Origin of the sequence: Bordetella bronchialis (genome assembly GCF_001676705.1) — a bacterium.
GTDB classification, from domain to species: domain Bacteria; phylum Pseudomonadota; class Gammaproteobacteria; order Burkholderiales; family Burkholderiaceae_B; genus Bordetella_C; species Bordetella_C bronchialis.
In genome coordinates, this window is the sequence record NZ_CP016170.1 from 1,731,805 (window position 1) to 1,749,860 (window position 18,056).

15 protein-coding genes are annotated in these 18,056 nt (G+C 66.0%); 3 read left to right on the top strand and 12 right to left on the bottom strand.

Going from position 1 to position 18,056, the window contains the following annotated elements; translation table 11 throughout:
* Positions 1-199: 199 nt before the first annotated feature.
* The 11 genes from acnA to fdxA all read right to left on the bottom strand — a co-directional run bounded on the left by acnA (position 200) and on the right by fdxA (position 12,644).
* On the bottom strand, positions 200-2,905 hold the full coding sequence (acnA, locus tag BAU06_RS07690) for an aconitate hydratase AcnA (protein WP_066358392.1): 2,706 nt from the start codon (positions 2,903-2,905) through the stop codon (positions 200-202).
* 511 nt (positions 2,906-3,416) lie between these two features.
* Entirely contained in the window at positions 3,417-4,394 is a 978-nt protein-coding gene (locus tag BAU06_RS07695) for a branched-chain amino acid ABC transporter permease (RefSeq protein ID WP_066346567.1), read from the bottom strand.
* Positions 4,391-5,275 (bottom strand): branched-chain amino acid ABC transporter permease, encoded by an 885-nt coding sequence (locus BAU06_RS07700; RefSeq protein WP_066346575.1) that lies wholly within the window; start codon positions 5,273-5,275, stop codon positions 4,391-4,393. Before BAU06_RS07700 ends, BAU06_RS07695 begins: the two co-directional genes overlap by 4 nt.
* 97 nt (positions 5,276-5,372) lie before the next feature.
* Positions 5,373-6,590: an ABC transporter substrate-binding protein gene (locus BAU06_RS07705; RefSeq protein WP_066346577.1), complete on the bottom strand. Its 1,218-nt coding sequence runs from the start codon at positions 6,588-6,590 to the stop codon at positions 5,373-5,375.
* Positions 6,591-6,644: 54 nt separating this feature from the next.
* Positions 6,645-7,358, bottom strand: coding sequence for an ABC transporter ATP-binding protein (locus BAU06_RS07710; RefSeq protein ID WP_066346578.1), 714 nt, complete (start codon positions 7,356-7,358; stop codon positions 6,645-6,647).
* The gene (locus BAU06_RS07715; RefSeq protein WP_066346580.1) at positions 7,355-8,128 is read right to left on the bottom strand and encodes an ABC transporter ATP-binding protein; all 774 of its coding nucleotides are present in this window, start codon (positions 8,126-8,128) and stop codon (positions 7,355-7,357) included. The genes BAU06_RS07710 and BAU06_RS07715 overlap by 4 nt, the downstream gene beginning before the upstream one ends.
* Before the next feature lie 133 nt (positions 8,129-8,261).
* Positions 8,262-8,906, bottom strand: a complete 645-nt coding sequence (nth, locus tag BAU06_RS07720; RefSeq protein WP_066346582.1) for an endonuclease III — start codon at positions 8,904-8,906, stop codon at positions 8,262-8,264.
* Between the two features lie 81 nt (positions 8,907-8,987).
* Complete coding sequence (rsxB, locus tag BAU06_RS07725) at positions 8,988-9,734, bottom strand: electron transport complex subunit RsxB (protein ID WP_066346588.1); 747 nt, start codon at positions 9,732-9,734, stop codon at positions 8,988-8,990.
* A 69-nt stretch (positions 9,735-9,803) separates the two neighbouring features.
* Positions 9,804-11,027, bottom strand: a complete 1,224-nt coding sequence (locus BAU06_RS07730) for a polyhydroxyalkanoate depolymerase (RefSeq protein ID WP_066346595.1) — start codon at positions 11,025-11,027, stop codon at positions 9,804-9,806.
* 348 nt (positions 11,028-11,375) lie between these two features.
* A complete protein-coding gene (locus tag BAU06_RS07735; protein ID WP_066346604.1) occupies positions 11,376-12,200 on the bottom strand; it encodes a ferredoxin--NADP reductase in 825 nt (274 codons plus the stop codon).
* Between the two features lie 120 nt (positions 12,201-12,320).
* Positions 12,321-12,644: a ferredoxin FdxA gene (gene fdxA / locus BAU06_RS07740; RefSeq protein WP_066346610.1), complete on the bottom strand. Its 324-nt coding sequence runs from the start codon at positions 12,642-12,644 to the stop codon at positions 12,321-12,323.
* A gap of 327 nt (positions 12,645-12,971) precedes the next feature.
* Between fdxA and pncB the strand changes: the two genes are divergently transcribed.
* On the top strand, positions 12,972-14,168 hold the full coding sequence (pncB, locus tag BAU06_RS07745) for a nicotinate phosphoribosyltransferase (RefSeq protein ID WP_066346613.1): 1,197 nt from the start codon (positions 12,972-12,974) through the stop codon (positions 14,166-14,168).
* Between the two features lie 189 nt (positions 14,169-14,357).
* The gene (locus BAU06_RS07750; RefSeq protein WP_066346616.1) at positions 14,358-14,711 is read left to right on the top strand and encodes a RidA family protein; all 354 of its coding nucleotides are present in this window, start codon (positions 14,358-14,360) and stop codon (positions 14,709-14,711) included.
* Positions 14,712-14,742: 31 nt separating this feature from the next.
* Here the strand turns inward: BAU06_RS07750 and BAU06_RS07755 are convergent, their stop codons facing one another.
* Positions 14,743-15,576, bottom strand: a complete 834-nt coding sequence (locus BAU06_RS07755; RefSeq protein ID WP_066346619.1) for a M90 family metallopeptidase — start codon at positions 15,574-15,576, stop codon at positions 14,743-14,745.
* Between the two features lie 188 nt (positions 15,577-15,764).
* Between BAU06_RS07755 and BAU06_RS07760 the strand changes: the two genes are divergently transcribed.
* On the top strand, positions 15,765-18,014 hold the full coding sequence (locus BAU06_RS07760; protein ID WP_066346622.1) for a RelA/SpoT family protein: 2,250 nt from the start codon (positions 15,765-15,767) through the stop codon (positions 18,012-18,014).
* Positions 18,015-18,056: the final 42 nt, after the last annotated feature.

Consider the following 18,056-nt stretch of genomic DNA (forward strand, 5'->3'; position numbering starts at 1 on the left):
CCTACGTGGGTGTGTTGCGGGGAGGGAAGACGCGGGCGCCTCCGGGTGTGTAGTGGCGGAGGGGAAGGGATTACGGCGGACTATGCTGGTGCGCGCTGGTGGAAGGGAAGGCGCGCGTGGAGCGCGGGCGTCGGCGTTCCCCAGGTAGCGACGCCGCATCGCGGCGCCGCTGCCATGGGTGATTGCGCGGTCCGTCCGTTCAGGCGGCCAGCAGTTGGCGCAGCACGAAGGGCAGGATGCCGCCGTGCTGGTAGTAGTCCACCTCGATGGGCGTATCGATGCGCAGCAGCACTTGCACCTGTTGCGACGACCCGTCCTTGCGGTGGATGGTCAGCGTGACGTCCTGCTGGGGCTTGATGCCGTTTTCCAGGCCGGATACGTCGAAGGTTTCCTCGCCGGTGATGTTCAGCGATTGCACGCTGTCGTCGCCCTTGAACTGCAGGGGCAGCACGCCCATGCCCACCAGGTTGCTGCGGTGGATGCGCTCGAAGCTGCGCGCCACGACGGCCTTCACGCCCAGCAGCTGGGTGCCCTTGGCGGCCCAGTCGCGCGACGATCCCGTGCCGTATTCCTCGCCGCCGAAGACCACGGTGGGCACGCCCGCTTCGATGTATTTCATCGCGGCATCGTAGATGGGCATTTGTTCGCCGGACGGCTGGTACAGCGTTTCGCCGCCTTCGAAGCGGCTGCCGTCTTCGCGCGGCGGGATCATCAGGTTCTTGATACGCACGTTGGCGAAGGTGCCGCGCATCATGATTTCATGGTTGCCCCGGCGCGAGCCGTAGCTGTTGAAATCGGCCTTCATGACGCCGTGTTCCTTCAGCCACTTGCCGGCGGGCGAGGTTTCCTTGATGGATCCGGCCGGCGAGATGTGGTCGGTGGTGACCGAGTCGCCGAAGATGCCCAGCGCGCGGGCGCCGCGGACGGTGGGCATGGCCGCGGGTTCCATGCCGAAGTCCTTGAAGAAGGGCGGTTCGGCGATATACGTGGAGGTCGGCCAGTTATAGACCTCGCCGCTCACGCCTTTGATGTTTTCCCACAGCTTGCCCGGATTGGTCCGCACATCGCTGTAGTTTTCGCGGTAGACATCGGAGTCCAGGGCGAACTTCAGCAGGTTCTGCACTTCTTCGGTGGAGGGCCAGATATCGCCCAGCCAGACGTCGCCGTTCTTGCCCTTGCCGACCGGTTCGGTCATCAGGTCGCGCAGCATCGTGCCGGCCAGGGCATAGGCGACCACCAGCGGGGGCGACGCCAGGAAGTTGGCCTTGATGTTGGGATGGATGCGTGCCTCGAAGTTGCGGTTGCCCGACAGGACCGCGGCGCAGACCAGGTCGTTGTCGTTGATGGCTTCGTTCAGGTCGGCGGCCAGGTCGCCGGCATTGCCGATGCAGGTGGTGCAGCCGTAGGCGGCCACGTCGAAGCCGAGTTTTTCCAGATAGGGCAGCAGGCCGGTCTTGGTCAGGTATTCGGTGACCACGCGCGATCCCGGCGCCAGCGAGGTCTTGATCTTGGGCGATACCTTCAGGCCGGCTTCGACGGCCTTCTTGGCCAGCAGGCCCGCGGCCAGCATGACGCTGGGGTTGGAGGTATTGGTGCAGGAGGTGATGGCAGCGATGAGGATGTCGCCGTTCTTCACCTTGGTGCCGGCGCTGGTGGTGAAGACCTGTTCCAGCTTTTCGGCGGGCTGGTTGAAGCCGTTCTCGGCCACGGGCTTGGAGAACAGGGAGACGAAGGTGTCCTTGACGTTGCCGATCTCGATGCGGTCCTGCGGGCGCTTGGGGCCGGCCAGCGAGGGCGCCACGGAACCGAGGTCCAGCGTCAGCAGCTTGGTGAACTTGATGTCCTTGCCCTTCGGCACGCCGAACATCTTCTGCGCCTTGAAATAGGCCTCGAAGGCGGCGATTTCTTCCTCGGTGCGGCCAGTGCCCTTGAAATACTCGATGGTGCGCTCGTCGACCGGGAAGAAGCCCATGGTGGCGCCGTACTCGGGCGCCATGTTGCCGATGGTGGCGCGGTCGGTCACGGACAGGCTGGCGGTGCCTTCGCCGCAGAACTCGACGAACTTGCCCACCACCTTTTCGCGGCGGAGCATCTCGGTGATGGTCAGCACCAGGTCGGTGGCGGTGACGCCGCCGCGCAGCTGGCCTTTCAGTTCCACGCCCACCACGTCCGGCGTCAGGAAGTACACCGGCTGGCCCAGCATGCCGGCTTCGGCTTCGATGCCGCCCACGCCCCAGCCCACCACGCCGATGCCGTTGATCATGGTCGTGTGGCTGTCCGTACCGACCAGGGAGTCGGGGTAGTACACGTTATTGGCCTTGTCCAGGTGGACGCCCCGGGCCAGGTATTCCAGGTTGACCTGGTGCACGATACCGAAGCCGGGGGGCACGACGCGGAAGGTGTCGAAGGCTTCCATGCCCCACTTCATGAACTGGTAGCGCTCCTGGTTGCGCTTGAACTCCAGCTTCATGTTCAGGTCCAGGGCCTGCTTGGAACCGAAGTAATCGATCATGACGGAGTGGTCCACCACCAGGTCCACCGGCACCAGGGGTTCGATGCGCTTGGGGTCCGCGCCCATGGCCTGCGCCACGGAGCGCATGGCGCCGATGTCGGCCAGCAGGGGCACGCCGGTGAAGTCCTGCAGCACCACGCGGGCCACCACGAAGGGGATTTCTTCTTCGCGCTTGGCATTGGGCTGCCAGTTCGCCAACTGCCTGACATGCTCTTCGGTCACCTTCTGGCCGTCGCAATTGCGCAGCACCGATTCCAGCACGATACGCAGCGACACAGGCAGTCGTTGCACATCCACGCCCAGCGCCTTGCCCAGCGCCGGCAGGGAGTAGTACTGACAGGTCTGGTTGCCGATCTTGAATGTCTTGAGTGTGTCGAACACGTTGTGCGGCATGATGAACTCCAATGTAGTGGACCGCGAAAAAGCAGCCATTTTCATGCGTTTCCCCGCGCTTGTCATGTACCGCGGCAGGGCGGGGGAATCCTGGGTCTTATATCTTATGTCTTATATAAGACATTGCCAACCGGGAAAAGTTCAGGACGCCGCCGAGGGGCTGGGCGCGCCGTGCTCATCCGGATCGCCCCATAGCATAGCGAAAACACGTGGCGGTTCGTGCGGCGGCGTGCCGGCGCGGCGCGGGGCGGTCCTTCCTTCGCATGGCACGTGCCCTGCAAGGGTCGTAGACCGCATCGCCATGGGAAGGGCGCTCGGTCGGATGGCGGCTGGGCCGGACGGCGCGCGGGGGCGCAACGGCGCGCGCGGGAAAGGGGCGGCGCCGGGCGGCAGGGATTGCCGGGAGGCCTGCGGCGGGTCGCGACGCCACGCGGCGTGGGGAGCCGCCGCCCCGCTCGGCGGGATGGGGCGGAAAGCCGCGGCCCCGCGTCGCAGGGCCGCGCCGGCGGCCTCAGGCCGCCTTGCGCCGTCGCAGCAGGGCCTGGAATTCGCCGACGATGCCGCGGCGGAAGGCCATGACGCACACCACGAAGATCAGGCCGATGACGATGGTGACCGATCCGCCCAGCTGGCGGAACCACTCGACGCCGGTCAGGCTGGTCAGCGCCTGGCCGAAATCGCCGACCTTGTTTTCCAGCAGGACGACGATGAAGGCGCCCAGCACCGGGCCCAGGAAGGTGCCCATGCCGCCGATCAGGGTCATCAGGATCACCAGCCCGGACATCTGCCACGTGGCATCCGAAAGCGTGGCCGAGACGAAGACCAGCGTCTTGGCCGAGCCCGCCAGGCCGGCGATGGCCGCGGACAGCACGAAAGCCAGCAGCTTGAAGCGCTCGACGTCATAGCCCAGCGAAACCGCGCGCGGTTCGTTCTCGCGCAAGGCCTTGAGCACCTGTCCGAAGGGGGAATTGACGGCGCGCCAGATGATGGCGAAGCCGATCAGGAACAGCGCCAGCACCAGGTAGTACAGCGTCAGGTCGCTGCTCAGGTCGATCAGGCCGAACAGGCGTCCGCGCGGCACCTGCTGCAGGCCGTCCTCCCCGCCGGTGAAGGGCGCCTGCAGGAAGAAGAAGTACACCATCTGGGCCATGGCCAGCGTGATCATGGCGAAGTAGATGCCGCTGCGGCGGATGGCCAGGCCGCCCACGACCAGCCCCAGCAGGGCGGCCACCGCGACGCCGAAGACCAGGCCCGCCTCGGGCGTCAGGCCCCAGGCCTTCAGGGCATGTCCGGTGGCGTAGGCTGCGCTGCCCAGGAAGGCCGCGTGCCCGAAGGACAGCAGGCCGGTAAAGCCCAGCAGCAGATTGAAGGCGCAGGCGAACAGCGCATAGCACATGACCTTCATGGCGAAGATGGGATAGACGCCCAAGAAGGGCAGCAGCGCCGCCGCGACGGCCAGCACCGCATAGCCGGCAATGTGTCGATTCATTTTTCCTTCCCGAACAGGCCCGCGGGACGCAGCAGCAGCACGATGGCCATGATGACGAAGACCACGGTATTGGATGCCTCGGGCCAGAAGACCTTGGTCAGGCCTTCCACCACGCCCAGGCCCAGCCCCGTGACGATCGCGCCCATGATGGAGCCCATGCCGCCGATCACCACCACGGCGAATACCACGATGATCAGGTTCGAGCCCATCAGGGGCGAGACCTGCAGCACCGGCGCCGCCAGCACGCCGGCGAAGGCCGCCAGGGCGACGCCGAAGCCGTAGGTCAGCATGATCATGCGCGGCACGTTGACGCCGAAGGCCTCGACCAGCTTGGGGTTTTCCGTGGCGGCGCGCAGCAGCGCGCCCAGCCGGGTGCGCTCGATGACGAACCACGTGCCCAGGCAGACCACCAGCGACGCCACCACCACCCAGCCGCGATAGTTGGGCAGGATCATGAAACCCAGGTTGGTGGCGCCCCGCAGCAGGTCCGGGGTGGGAAAGGGCTGGCCCGACACGCCGTAGAAGCTGCGGAACAGCCCTTCGATCAGCAGCGTCAGCCCGAAGGTGAGCAGCAGCCCGTATAGATGGTCCAGGCGGTACAGGTGGCGCAGCAGCAGCCGTTCGACGATCACGCCGAACACGCCCACCACCAGCGGCGCCAGCAGCAGCATGATCCAGTAGTTCAGCCCCAGGTAAGCCAGCCCCATCCATGCCACGAAGGCGCCCATCATGTAGAGCGCGCCATGGGCGAAGTTGATGACGTTGAGCAAACCGAAAATGACCGCCAGGCCGAGCGACAGCATGGCGTAGAAGGAACCGTTGACCAGGCCCAGCAGCAATTGCCCGAACAGGGCCTGCATGGGGATGCCGAAAAAATTCATGGTTTTTTGGAAATCCTGCGCCGGTTATGCATAGGCAAGCGAAGGCGGGCGCGGCGCCCCGGGCCGTGCCGGGACGCGCCGCGCCGCGATGCCGGGCTTATTTCTTGACCAGCTTGCAGGTCGATTCCGACAGCTTGGTGTAGACCTGGTCCCCGGGCAGGGTGGCCACCACCTTGTAGTAGTCCCAACGCCCCTTGGACTCCTTGGGCGTCTTCACCTGCATCAGGTACATGTCGTGGACCATGCGGCCGTCTTCGCGCACATAGCCGCCCTGGGCGAACATATCGTTGATCTTGTTCGACTTCATCCACTTCATGACGGTGTCGGCGTCGTCGGTACCGGTGGCCTTGACGGCGTTCAGGTAGAAGGACACCGACGAGTAGTCGCCCGCCTGCAGCATGGAGGGCTTGCGGCCGATCTTGGCCTCGAACTTCTTGCTCCAGGCGCGCGAGGCGTCGTTCTGGTCCCAGTACCAGCCATCGGTCAGGTACATGTTCTGCGTGGCCTGCAGGCCCAGCGAGTCGATGTCGTTGATGAACACCAGCAGGCCCGCCAGCTTCATGGACTGGGTGATGCCGAACTCGTTGGCGGCCTTGACGGAATTGATCGTGTCGCCGCCCGCGTTGGCCAGGCCCAGGATCTGCGCCTTGGATGCCTGCGCCTGCAGCAGGAACGAGGAGAAGTCCGAGGCGCCCAGCGGTGCGCGCACCTGGCCCTTGACTTCGCCGCCGGCCGCCTTCACAACATTGGCGGTGTCGCGTTCCAGTGCGTGGCCGAAGGCGTAGTCGGCGGTCAGGAAGAACCAACTCTTGCCGCCGTCCTTCACCACGGCGGAGCCGGTGCCGCGCGCCAGGGCCACGGTGTCATAGGCGTAGTGCACGGTGTAGGGCGTGCATTGCGCATTGGTCAGGTCCGAGGCGCCCGCGCCGATGGCGATGAAGGGTTTCTTCTTTTCCGCCGCGACGGCCGCCATGGCCAGGCTGGTCGCGGAATTGGTGCCGCCCACCAGCACGTCCAGGTGCTGCTGGTCGAACCATTCCCGCGCGCGCGAAGACGCCACGTCGGCCTTGTTCTGGTGGTCGGCGTACAGCAGTTCGATTTTCTTGCCGTTGATGGCGCCGCCGGCATCCTCGATCGCCATGCGGATGGCTTCCACGCCGGCCTTGCCGTCGATGTCGGAATACACGCCCGACATATCGGTAATGAAGCCGATGCGGATGACATCGTTGGAGACGCCTTGCGCGTGAGCGGCGGGCGCCGCGACCAGGCCCAGCCCGGCCAGCGCCAATGCGGCGGTAAGGGTATGCAGCTTCATCATTACTCCTCTCCCTCTTGTAGGGGGTTGCCGGTTATCCGGCGGGTCGCACATTCAAACGCCCAACAGGTCGTTGAGCGTTTCCTGTTTTTCAGCAAGTTGTGCTGCGTCGAAATGCTCCACGATCTGGCCGTGTTCCATGACGTAGAAGCGATCGGCCAGCGGCGCGGCGAAATGGAAATTCTGTTCCACCATGACGATGGTGTAGCCCCGTTGCTTCAGGGCGGTGATCATGCGTCCCAGCGCCTGCACGATAACCGGAGCCAGGCCTTCGGAGATCTCGTCCAGAAGCAGCAGGCTGGCGCCCGTGCGCAGGATGCGCGCGACGGCCAGCATCTGCTGCTCGCCCCCCGACAGGCGGGTGCCGGGCGAGTGCCGCCGTTCGTGCAGGTTGGGGAACATGTCGTAGATCTCGGCCAGCGACATGCCCCCGCCCAGCGCGCCGCCGATGACCGGCGGCAGCAGCAGGTTCTCTTCGCAGGACAGGCTGGCGAAGATGCCGCGTTCCTCGGGGCAGTAGCCCACGCCCAGGTGCGCGATGCGAAAAGTGGGCATGCCGATGGATTCGGTGCCATTGATGCGCACCGACCCCCGGCGCGTGCCGGTCAGTCCCAGGATGGCGCGCAGCGTGGTGGTGCGGCCGGCGCCGTTGCGGCCCAGCAGCGTCACGACTTCGCCCTGGGCCACTTGCATGTTCACGCCATGCAGGATGTGCGATTCGCCATACCAGGCGTGCAGATCGGAGATTTCCAGTGCCGGCGCTGTCATCCGTGCGCTCCTTGCAATTCACCCGCGGTGGTCCCCATATATGCCTGCATCACGTCCGGATTGGCCGAGACCTCGGCGTAGTCGCCTTCGGCCAGGATGGCGCCACGCGCCAGCACGGTAATGCGGTCGGCGATGGACGACACCACTTTCATATTGTGTTCGACCATCAGGACGGTGCGCCCGGCGCTGACCCGCTTGATCAGCCGGGTGACGCGATCGACATCCTCGTGGCCCATGCCCTGCGTGGGTTCGTCCAGCAGCATCAATTCCGGCTCCATGGCCAGCGTGGTGGCGATTTCCAGCGCCCGCTTGCGTCCGTAGGGCAGGTTGACCGTCATTTCGTCGGCGAAGCCGCCAAGGTCCACTTCATCGAGCAGCGCGCGCGCCGTCTCGTTGAGCCGGTCCAGCGGCTTTTCGCTGCGCCAGAAATGATAGGAAAGTCCCGTCTTGCGCTGCAGTCCGATGCGCACGTTTTCCAGTACCGTCAGGTGCGGGAATACGGCCGAAATCTGGAAGGAGCGGATGATGCCGCGGCGGGCGATCTGCGCGGGCCGTTCGCCGGTGATGTCGATGCCGTTGAAAACGATGCGGCCGGCGCTGGGCGCCAGGAATTTCGTCAGCAGGTTGAAGCAGGTAGTCTTGCCGGCCCCGTTGGGTCCGATGAGCGCGTGGATGTGTCCGCGACGCACGCGCAGGTCGACGCCTTTCACGGCGACGAAGCCGCGAAATTCCTTGGTCAGTCCCTGGGTCTCCAGAATGGTGTCTTCCATACTCCACCATCGTTCATTGTGCTTAATTGTTGCGGCGAGTATGCGGACGGCCCGGGCAAAATACTATGCGGGTTTTACATAGGTTTTTTCTAAGGGCTGGCAGGGCTTGACAGTGGTGTGAAAACGGCCGGCTTCATGCGGCCTTCGGCGGGGTTTTGTGCCGGTATTCGCACAAGTCGGCGATCCCGCATTGCGGGCATTTGGGCGTGCGCGCGACGCAGACGTAGCGGCCGTGCAGGATCAGCCAGTGATGGGCGTCCTGCAGGTAGTCCTTGGGCACCAGCCGCGTCAGCTTGAGCTCGACTTCCAGCACGTTCTTGCCCGGCGCCAGTCCGGTGCGGTTGGCGACGCGGAAGATATGGGTATCGACCGCCATCGTGGCTTGTCCGAAGGCGGTGTTCAACACTACGTTGGCGGTCTTGCGGCCGACGCCCGGCAGGGCTTCCAGGGCTTCGCGGGTGCGCGGCACTTCGCCGCCGTGCTGCTCCAGGATCAGGCGCGCGGTGGCGACGGCGTTTTTCGCCTTGGTGCGGTACAGGCCTATGGTCTTGATGTAGTCGGCCAGGCCGGCTTCGCCCAGCTCCACCAGGCCCTGCGGCGTGCCGTAATGGGGAAAGAACTTGCGCGTGGCGATGTTGACCGATTTGTCCGTGGCCTGCGCCGACAGCAGCACCGCGATCAGCAGCTGGAAGGGCGTAGCGTATTCCAGTTCGGTCGTCGGTGTCGGATTGGCGGCTTGCAGGCGGGAGAAGATCTCGCGGCGTTTGGCTGCATTCATCGGTGGGACGGTTCCTGTTCTGTTTGTTGCCGGTCCGGCGCGCGCGCTGGCGCACATATCCCGGGCCCTGTCCGTGTCCTTTTACGTGGCGCGGCGTGCCCGGGCGCGCGCCAGGGCGCTCTCGATCGCGGCCCGCCGGCGTGCCGCGGCCTGGGCCTCGGCGTCGGCCGCGGGGTTCGCGGCCAGGTCCGGGATGCCCGATGGCGGCCCGTCCGGCCGCGCGCCCGATGGCACCGGCGCCGGGGGCGTATCGGCGGCCGGCAGCGGCGCCTGGCGTGCGATGGCCGCCAGGGGGGCGCCCGCGCGGCGGGCGCCGGCGCCGGTATCCGCATTGGGGCCGGCGCCTTCCAGCAGCCGTCGGGCACGGCGCTCGTGGCGGTCGCGCGCGCGGACGGCGTCCTCGGCCGTCCAGCCGCGGCCCGCGGGCGCCATGGCGATGCAGTCCACGGGGCAGGGCGCGACGCAAAGGTCGCAGCCCGTGCACAGCTCATCCACGACCGTGTGCATGCGCTTGGCGGCGCCAACGATGGCGTCGACCGGACAGGCATCGATGCACAGCGTACAGCCGATGCAATGGGCTTCGTCGACCACCGCCACCATCAAGGGGCCGGGCTGGCCCCGCGACAGGTCCAGCGCCGGCGCGGGACGGCCCAGCAGGGCCGCGAGCGCCCGCACCCCTTCTTCGCCGCCGGGCGGACAGCGGTTGATATCGACCTCGCCGGCGGCGATGGCGCGCGCGTAGGGGCGGCAGCCGTCGTAGCCGCACTTGGTGCATTGGGTCTGGGGAAGCAGGCCGTCGATACGGTCCGCGAGCGTGATGCTGGGCATAAAAGAAAAGCGGGGCCTGGACGGCCCCGTATCGAAACAAGCGGCGGCCGCGGCCGCCATGTCGCGACCTCAGTCGTATTGGCGGATGAAGTCGGCGATTTTAGGACAGACCAGCTCGCGCCAGCGGCGACCCGAGAAAATCCCGTAGTGGCCGCAGTTCTCCGCGGTGTAATGCATCTTGCGGTCGGCCGGGATCCCGCTGCACAGGTCCAGCGCGGCGCGCGTCTGTCCCAGGCCGGAAATATCGTCCAGCTCGCCTTCGATCGTCAGCAGGGCGACCTTCTTGATGTCGGCCGGCTTCACCAGCTTGCCGTCCACTTTCCATTTACCGGTGGGAAGCTGGTATTCCTGGAACACCATCTTGATGGTATCCAGGTAGAACTCGGCGGCCATGTCCAGCACCGCGTTGTATTCGTCGTAGAAACGGCGGTGGGCTTCGGCGTCGTTGTCGTCGCCGCGCACCAGGTCCTGGTAGAAATCGTAGTGCGATTTCAGGTGGCGGTCGGGATTCATGGCGACGAAGCCGGCGTGTTGCAGGAATCCGGGGTAGACGGGGCGGCCGGCGCCGGGATAGCGGCCGGGGACGCGGTGGATGAGCTGGTTCTCGAACCACGAATAGGGCTTGGTGGTCGCCAGGTTATTCACCTGCGTGGGGCTTTGGCGCGGATCGATGGGTCCGCCCATCATGATCATCGTCTTGGGCTGGCAGGGGTCGTTGTCCGATGCCATCAGCGAAATCGCCGCCAGTACCGGGACGGTAGGCTGGCAAACGGAAATGACATGCGTATCGGCGCCCAGGAAGCGCAGGAAGTCCTGCACATAGCGCACGTAATCGTTCAGGTGGAAGGGGCCTTCCGACAGGGGCACCATCCGGGCATCGACCCAGTCCGTGACGTAGACATCGTGCCGGGGCAACAGGGCGCGCACGGTATCGCGCAGCAGGGTCGCATGGTGGCCCGACAGCGGCGCCACCAGCAGTACCTGGGGATCCTTGCGCTTGCTCAGCCCTTGCCGTTCGAAATGGATGAGGCGGCAGAACGGTTTGTCGACGGCGACCTTCTCGACCACCTTCACGCGCTTGCCATCGATGTCGGTGGTGGGCAGGCCCCACGCGGGCTTTTCATATTCCTTGCCGATGCGGTGCATCAGCTCGTAGCCGGCAGCCAGCTGGCGGGAAACGGGCGTATACGCCCAGGGGCTATAGGGGTTGGAGAACAACTGCGAGCCGACGTCCGTGAAGGCGGCAAAAGGCGTCAAGAAGGCGCGCTGCAGTTCGTGCAATTGATACAGCATCGAAAATTCCTTTCCAGACCTGGAGCCGTCGGCCCCTTCACGCCTGGCACTATCCTCATGCATTTTGGACCCGGCCATGGCGCGTTCGTGCGGATCATTTTACGCACTGCAACAGATCTGACAGTAATTGGGACGGATCCAGGGGCTCGGGACGTCCAAATTCTGTTGCCAAAAAGGGAAATTCAGTTTCCTGTCAGTTCGTCGCGCCGTCTCGTCGAAGGGGACGCGTTCCGTTCCGTGGCGACTATGCAACGCGCAAGGCGCGTGCCGCCCTTATTGCCAAAGATTGCAGGCGCCGCCGGCCAGGGGGCGACCAAAGGCGGAGGGCGCCGCCCGCCACGAGCGCGGCTACCAGTAGTTTTCGACCGCCAGATTGCCCGGCACGCCCCGGCGGCCCGGGGCGAAGCCTTTCTCTCCCAGGAGCTTACGGGCGTCGGCCAGCATTGCGGGATTGCCGCAAAGCATGACCTTGGAATGAGCCGGGTCCAGCCTTTCGCCCACGAGCGTTTCGAGCCGGCCGTCCTGGATCAGGGTGGTGAGGCGCGCCTGCGGCATGCCGGGCAGCGCTTCCTGGGTGGCGATGGGCAAATAGATCAGCTTGCGCGGATCGGCGCGATAGATGTCGGCGAATTCCGGCAGGGTGGACCAGCCTTCGATCTCCTGGCGATAGGCCAGTTCCTGGGCGGTGCGCACGCCATGGATCAGGATGATGCGGCGAAAGGCGGTCCAGGTGGCGGGATCCCGCAGGATGGATAGATAGGCCGACAGGCCGGTACCCGTGGCCAGGAGCCATAGGTCGCTGTCTGCGGCGGATGGCCCCGCCGATCCCGGGGCCAGGAAGCGGTCTATGGTAAGGAAACCGTATGGGTTCTTTTCGATGTACAGCGCATCGCCCGGTTTCAGCGCGGCCAGCCGGGGACTGAAGGGGCCGTCGGGAACGACGATGGAATAGAACTCCAGTTCATGGTCCAGCGGGCCGGATACCATGGAGTACGCGCGCCACAGCGTGGGTACCGCATCGGGTGCGTCGCTTTCCGGCAAGCCGACCCGGGCGAATTGCCCCGCCTTGTAGACGAAGCCGGGATCGCGGGTGACGCGCAGGGAAAACAATTTGCCCGGCACCCAGGTGCGAACCTCGGTAACGGTCTGGCGCGTGTACTTGCTTTCGGGCATGGGTAGTGGAGCCTTATGCTGCGCCGGCGGGCCTGCTGACCGCGCCCCGGAAGAAGGGGCGTGCGTGGGCGGCGGCCTGTCGAAATAGCAAGCCTCATGCGTCGCGGGACGCGGGCGCGGTTATTTTTCCAGGTACTGCAGCTTGTCCGGCTTGCCGTTCCAGTCGTCCGCATCCGCCGGCGGGGTTTTGGAGCGGCTGATGCTCTCGAACTCCTGGGACAGTTCAGCATTGATCTTGATGAACTTCATCTGATCCTGCGGGACGTCTTCCTCGGCATAAATGGCATTGGCCGGGCACTCGGGAATACAGACCGCGCAGTCGATGCATTCATCCGGATCGATGACAAGGAAATTGGGCCCTTCGCGGAAGCAATCAACGGGGCAGACGTCGACGCAATCGGTGTACTTGCATTTGATACAGTTTTCGGTGACGACGTGAGTCATGCGGCAACTCCCGAAGGGGCGTCATTTATTCTGGTGAAAAACGGGATTTTACCCAATTGCGTCGACGGCCCCCGCGCATAACCCTGGGGCGGGTAATGTCGCGGCCCCATATCAACCTGCCGTGCGGGGCCCGGGCCGGGCGAACGGCGACACGGATGGACAAGAAACGATGAACCGGCGTGGCGTGAAGGCGGGCGGCCGGCGGCCATGTCCGGGTACTATGGTTGAATACGGTTTTTCCCGCCTGGCGCAGGAAGACCGCGCCGTCCCGCCCCGGGAACGCGCGGGCGCGTAGCGCCGGCGCGCACGAAAGCGATCACGCGAATCATGATAATCACCTCGCTGCTAGATACCGACCTGTACAAGTTCAGCATGATGCAGGTCGTCCTGCATCATTTTCCTGCCGCACAGGTGGAATACCGCTACAAGTGCCGCACGCCGGGCGTGAACCTGCGCCCCTATATGGACGAGATCCGCGCCGAGATCCATCACCTGTGCCAGTTGCGGTTCAGCGAGGACGAGCTGGACTATCTGCGCGGCCTGCGTTTCATAAAAAGCGATTTCGTCGATTTCCTGGGGCTGTTCCACTTGCCCGAACGCTGCATCTCCGTGGGCGAGGGCGAGCATCCCGGCGAAATCTCCATCGAGGTCAAGGGGCCGTGGCTGCACACGATCCTGTTCGAAATCCCCGTCCTGGCCATCGTCAACGAAGTCTATTTCCGCAATACGCGCGCGCATCCCGATCTGGAAGAGGGCCGCTCGCGCCTGCGGTCGAAGATGGGCCTGGTGGTGGATGCGCCCGACCTGGCGGATTTCCGCGTGGCCGAATACGGTACGCGGCGCCGTTTTTCCAAGACCTGGCATGACGAGGTCGTGGCCACCATGAAGGCCACCATGGGCAAGATGTTCGCCGGCACGAGCAATGTGGCCCTGGCGCGCAAATACGATGTCCTGCCGCTGGGCACCATGGGACACGAATACCTGCAGGCCTGCCAGGCGCTGGGCCCGCGCCTGCGCGACTCGCAGGTCTTCGCGCTGGAGGTCTGGGCCAAGGAATACCGTGGCGACCTGGGCATCGCGCTGTCCGATGTCTACGGCACCGATGCCTTCCTGCGCGACTTCGATATGTATTTCTGCAAGCTGTTCGACGGTGCGCGCCACGATTCCGGCGATCCCTTCCTGTGGGGCGAACGCATGATCGAGCACTACAAGGCCAACCGCGTCGACCCGCGCGCCAAGACCCTGGTGTTCTCCGATGCGCTGACCTTCCCGCGCGCGATCGAGCTGGCGCGCCGCTTTGCCGGGCGCTGCCGCGTATCGTTCGGCATCGGCACCAATCTCACGAATGACCTGGGCCACCAGCCGCTGCAGATCGTCATGAAAATGGTCCGCTGCAACGGGCAGCCCGTGGCGAAGGTATCGGACTCGCCAGAAAAGACCATGTGCGACGATCCCGCCTATCTGGCCTACCTGCGGCAGGTGTTCCAGTTGCCGCCCATCCCGGAGGAAAGTGGGGCCAAGTAGGCCCGTGGCCATCGGCGCGGATGCGCGCGCCGGCCCGGTGGCGGCCGGGAACCGGCGCCCGGATCATGCCGGCGACGGGCCGCCGTTCCATTTCCCCTATGCGTGCGCGATGCGGACGCGGCGATAATCTTCGATCCCGTCCGGGTTGTTCCCGGGCGGCAAACAACCTGCAACCAAGAGGAAACTTGCATGAGTTCGATCAAGCGCGTCAATGTTGAAAAGCGCCTGTCCGACATGGCCATCTACAACGGTGTGGCCTACCTGGCCGGCCAGGTGCCGGACGATGCCTCCCTGGACATCACCGGACAGACCCAGCAGGTGCTGGCCACCATCGACCGCCTGCTGGCGGAAGCGGGCACCGACAAGAGCAAGATCCTGATGGCGCAGATCTTCGTCGCCAACATGAAGGAGTTCGACGGCATGAACAAGGCCTGGGACGCATGGGTCGCCCCGGGCAACGCGCCGCCGCGCGCCACGGTGGAAGCCCGGCTGGCCAATCCCGACTACAAGGTCGAGATCGTCGTCACCGCCGCCATCGGCTGAGTTCCTGCCGCTCGCGGCGCGGTGGCTCCGGTCATCCCAGCCGCGACAGCGGATCCTGCCGGTAGTAGGTGCGCAACAGCCCATACCACTCCGGCAGCGCGGCGGCCAGCGGCTCCGGATCGACGAAAAAAGATTCCGAACTGACGGCGAAGAATTCGCCTTCGTCGGTGGCCGCGTACGGATCCATGGGCAGTTGCCCGTACCAGGGGTCGGCGTCTGGTCCTTCCGGGTCGATATGCGGCGGGATCGCCGCTTCCACCGCTTCCAGCGCCGCGGAAAACCGGTCCAGGCTGTCGTCCAGGACGCGCCGCCACAGGCGCGCGCTGAGCTCCGGCCGGCCCGCCAGGCTGGGCATGCCGTCGGCCTCGCCGCCCATCAGGTCCAGCTTGTGGGCGAATTCGTGGATGACCACATTGAAGGCGCCTTCGGCCAGGCGCGCGTCTTCCCAGGACAGCACCACCGGCCCGCCGTCCCAGGCTTCGCCGGCGGCGTCTTCCGTATATTCGTGGACCACGCCGATGTCGTCCTCGCGCCGGCGCGGAATGGCGAAGCCGCCGGGATAGACGATGATCTCGTCCCAGCCCTCGTACAGCGCCGTGGGCAGCTTCAGGATGGGCAAGGCGGCCTGCACCGCGATGGATAGGCACATGAAATCGGTCAGCGCCAGTCCGCGCGCGCCGTTCATGGTCTTGCTGGCCAGCAGCCAGGCGGCGCGGGCGCGCAGCTCGGCGGTGTCCGCGGCATCCAGGCCGGCAAGGAAGGGGTAGGCGCGCAACACGTCCTCCCAGAGCGCCGGTTCGATGCGCGCCTGCACATCGGCGACGCGGGCGGCGGGCGCGCCGCGTCCTAGCAGCCATCGCAGCATAAGACGGGTTCTCCATATGTTCATGCCCATCGGCGGCGTCCACGCATGGGTCCCACCGCGACCGGACCGGGGGCGCCGCCGCGCCGGCCGGGCGGGGCGCACGAGCGCCTTCCAGGGGCGACAGGCCCTAGTGTAGAGTGTCGGGATTCCGTCCCTGTTGCCTCGTTCCGTTTTTGTCGCCTGCGCCGATGCCCGCGCCTTCCGATCACGATACTCCGACGCCTTTCGACGCCGCGTGGTTCGACGAAGCCGCGGCTGGCCTGGACGCGCAGGCCTGCGCACAACTGCAAAAGGCCGTGGAATGGGCGGCGCCGCGCTTCGGCGATGAGCAGGCCCTGACGGGCGAGCCCCTGGCCGGCCACGCGGCGGGCGCGGCGCGCATCCTGGCAGGCTTGCAGACCGACGGGCCGACGCGCGCGGCCGCCGTGCTGGCGGCCCTGCCCGCGGACCTGACGGCGCCGGCGCCTTCGGGCCGGCATGACCCGGCCGCCGCGGAGTTCGGCCCGGAAGTCGCCCGCCTGGTGCAGGGCGCCCGCGCCTTGCTGCGCCTGGGCGCCGTGGCGCGGCTGGCCAGCGACAGCGCGGCCGACACCGGGTCGCAAAAGGAGATGCAGCGCAAGATGCTGCTGGCCATGGCGGCGGACCTGCGTATCGTCCTGATGCGCCTGGCGTCGCGCCTGCAAAGCCTGCGCTGGCACGCCGCGTCCAAGACGCCTTGCCCGCCGGAACTGGCGCGGGAAACGCTGGATCTGTATGCGCCGCTGGCCAACCGCCTGGGCATATGGCAGCTCAAGTGGGAACTGGAAGACCTGGCGTTCCGCTTCCTGGACGCCGACCGCTACAAGGAGATCGCCCGCCTGTTGGAAGAAAAACGGGTGGAACGCGAGGCCTTCATCGCCGATGCCGTCGAACGCCTGCGCAGCGGCCTGCGCAAGGCCGGCATCGAGGCCGAGGTCAGCGGCCGGCCCAAGCATATCTACAGCATCTGGAACAAGATGCGCATCAAGAAGCTGGACTTCAACCAGATGTACGACCTGCGTGCATTGCGGGTCATCGTCCGGGACGTCCGCGAGTGCTATACCGCGCTGGCGCTGGTGCACGAACTCTGGACGCCCTTGCTGGACGAGTTCGACGACTATATTTCGCGGCCCAAGCCCAATGGCTACCGTTCCCTGCACACGGTGGTGATGGACAAGGACGGGCGGCCGTTCGAAGTACAGATCCGCACGCAGGACATGCACCAGTTCGCGGAATACGGGATGGCCGCGCATTGGCGCTATAAGGAGGCCGGCGCCAAGGGCGGGCAGGTGGCCGCGTCCAGCGACTACGACCGGCAGCTTTCCTGGATGCGGCAGTTGCTGGCCTGGAATGCCGACCTGGACGCCGGTCCCGCGCCGCCGGCGCAGGCCGCGGGACCGGCCCCGGCCGCCGCGCCGCATCCCCGGCCCGCGGAACACATTTACGTGCTGACGCCGCAGGCGCGGGTGATCGAATTGCCCGCCGGTTCCACGCCTGTCGATTTCGCCTATCACCTGCATACCGACCTGGGCCACCGCTGCCGCGGCGCCCGGGTGGACGGCCAGATGGTGCCGCTGCAAACCCGGCTGGCCACGGGCCAGACCGTGGAAATCGTCGCCGCCAAGGCGGGCGGCCCGTCGCGCGACTGGCTGAATCCGCAGCTGGGTTTCCTGGCCAGCCCGCGCGCCCGCGCCAAGGTGCGCAATTGGTTCAATGCCATCGAGCTGCAGCAACGCATCACGCAGGGCCAGGCGCTGGTCGAAAAGGAATTGCAGCGCCTGGGCAAGACCGCGGTGAACCTGGAACAGCTGGCGCAGCAGCTGGGTTTCGCGCGGGCCGACGACCTGTACGTGGCCGCGGCCAAGGATGAATTCAGCCTCAGGCAGATCGACGCCGTTTTCCAGCAGCCCGCGGAGCCCGCGGAAGAGCCCGGCGTCATCACGCATGCCAGCCGCGCGGAAAGCACGGAGAAAAGCGGCAAGAGCGGGGTGCTGGTGGTGGGCGTGGGTTCGCTCATGACGCAGCTGGCGCGCTGCTGCCGGCCGGCCCCGCCGGATGCCATCGTCGGTTTCGTCACGCGCGGCCGCGGGGTGTCCATCCATCGTACCGATTGCCACAGCTACGCTGCCCTGGCCGAGCGCGAGCCCGAACGGGTCATCGAGGTCGCCTGGGGGGAGACCGGCAATACCGTCTATCCCGTCGACATCAGCGTGCGGGCGCACGATCGCTCCGGGCTGCTGCGCGACCTGTCCGAAGTCTTCGCCCGCTTGCGGCTGAATGTGATCGGGGTCAACACGCAAAGCCGCAATTCCTTGGCCCATATGGTGTTCACCGTGGAGGTCCATGGCGGCGAAGCCCTGTCGCGGGCCCTGGCCGCCCTGGCCGAAGTTCCCGGGGTGACGGGCGCGGCGCGCAAATAGTAGCTGCCAGGTAGTCGCGCACTGGGCAGGTGGCGGCCTGCC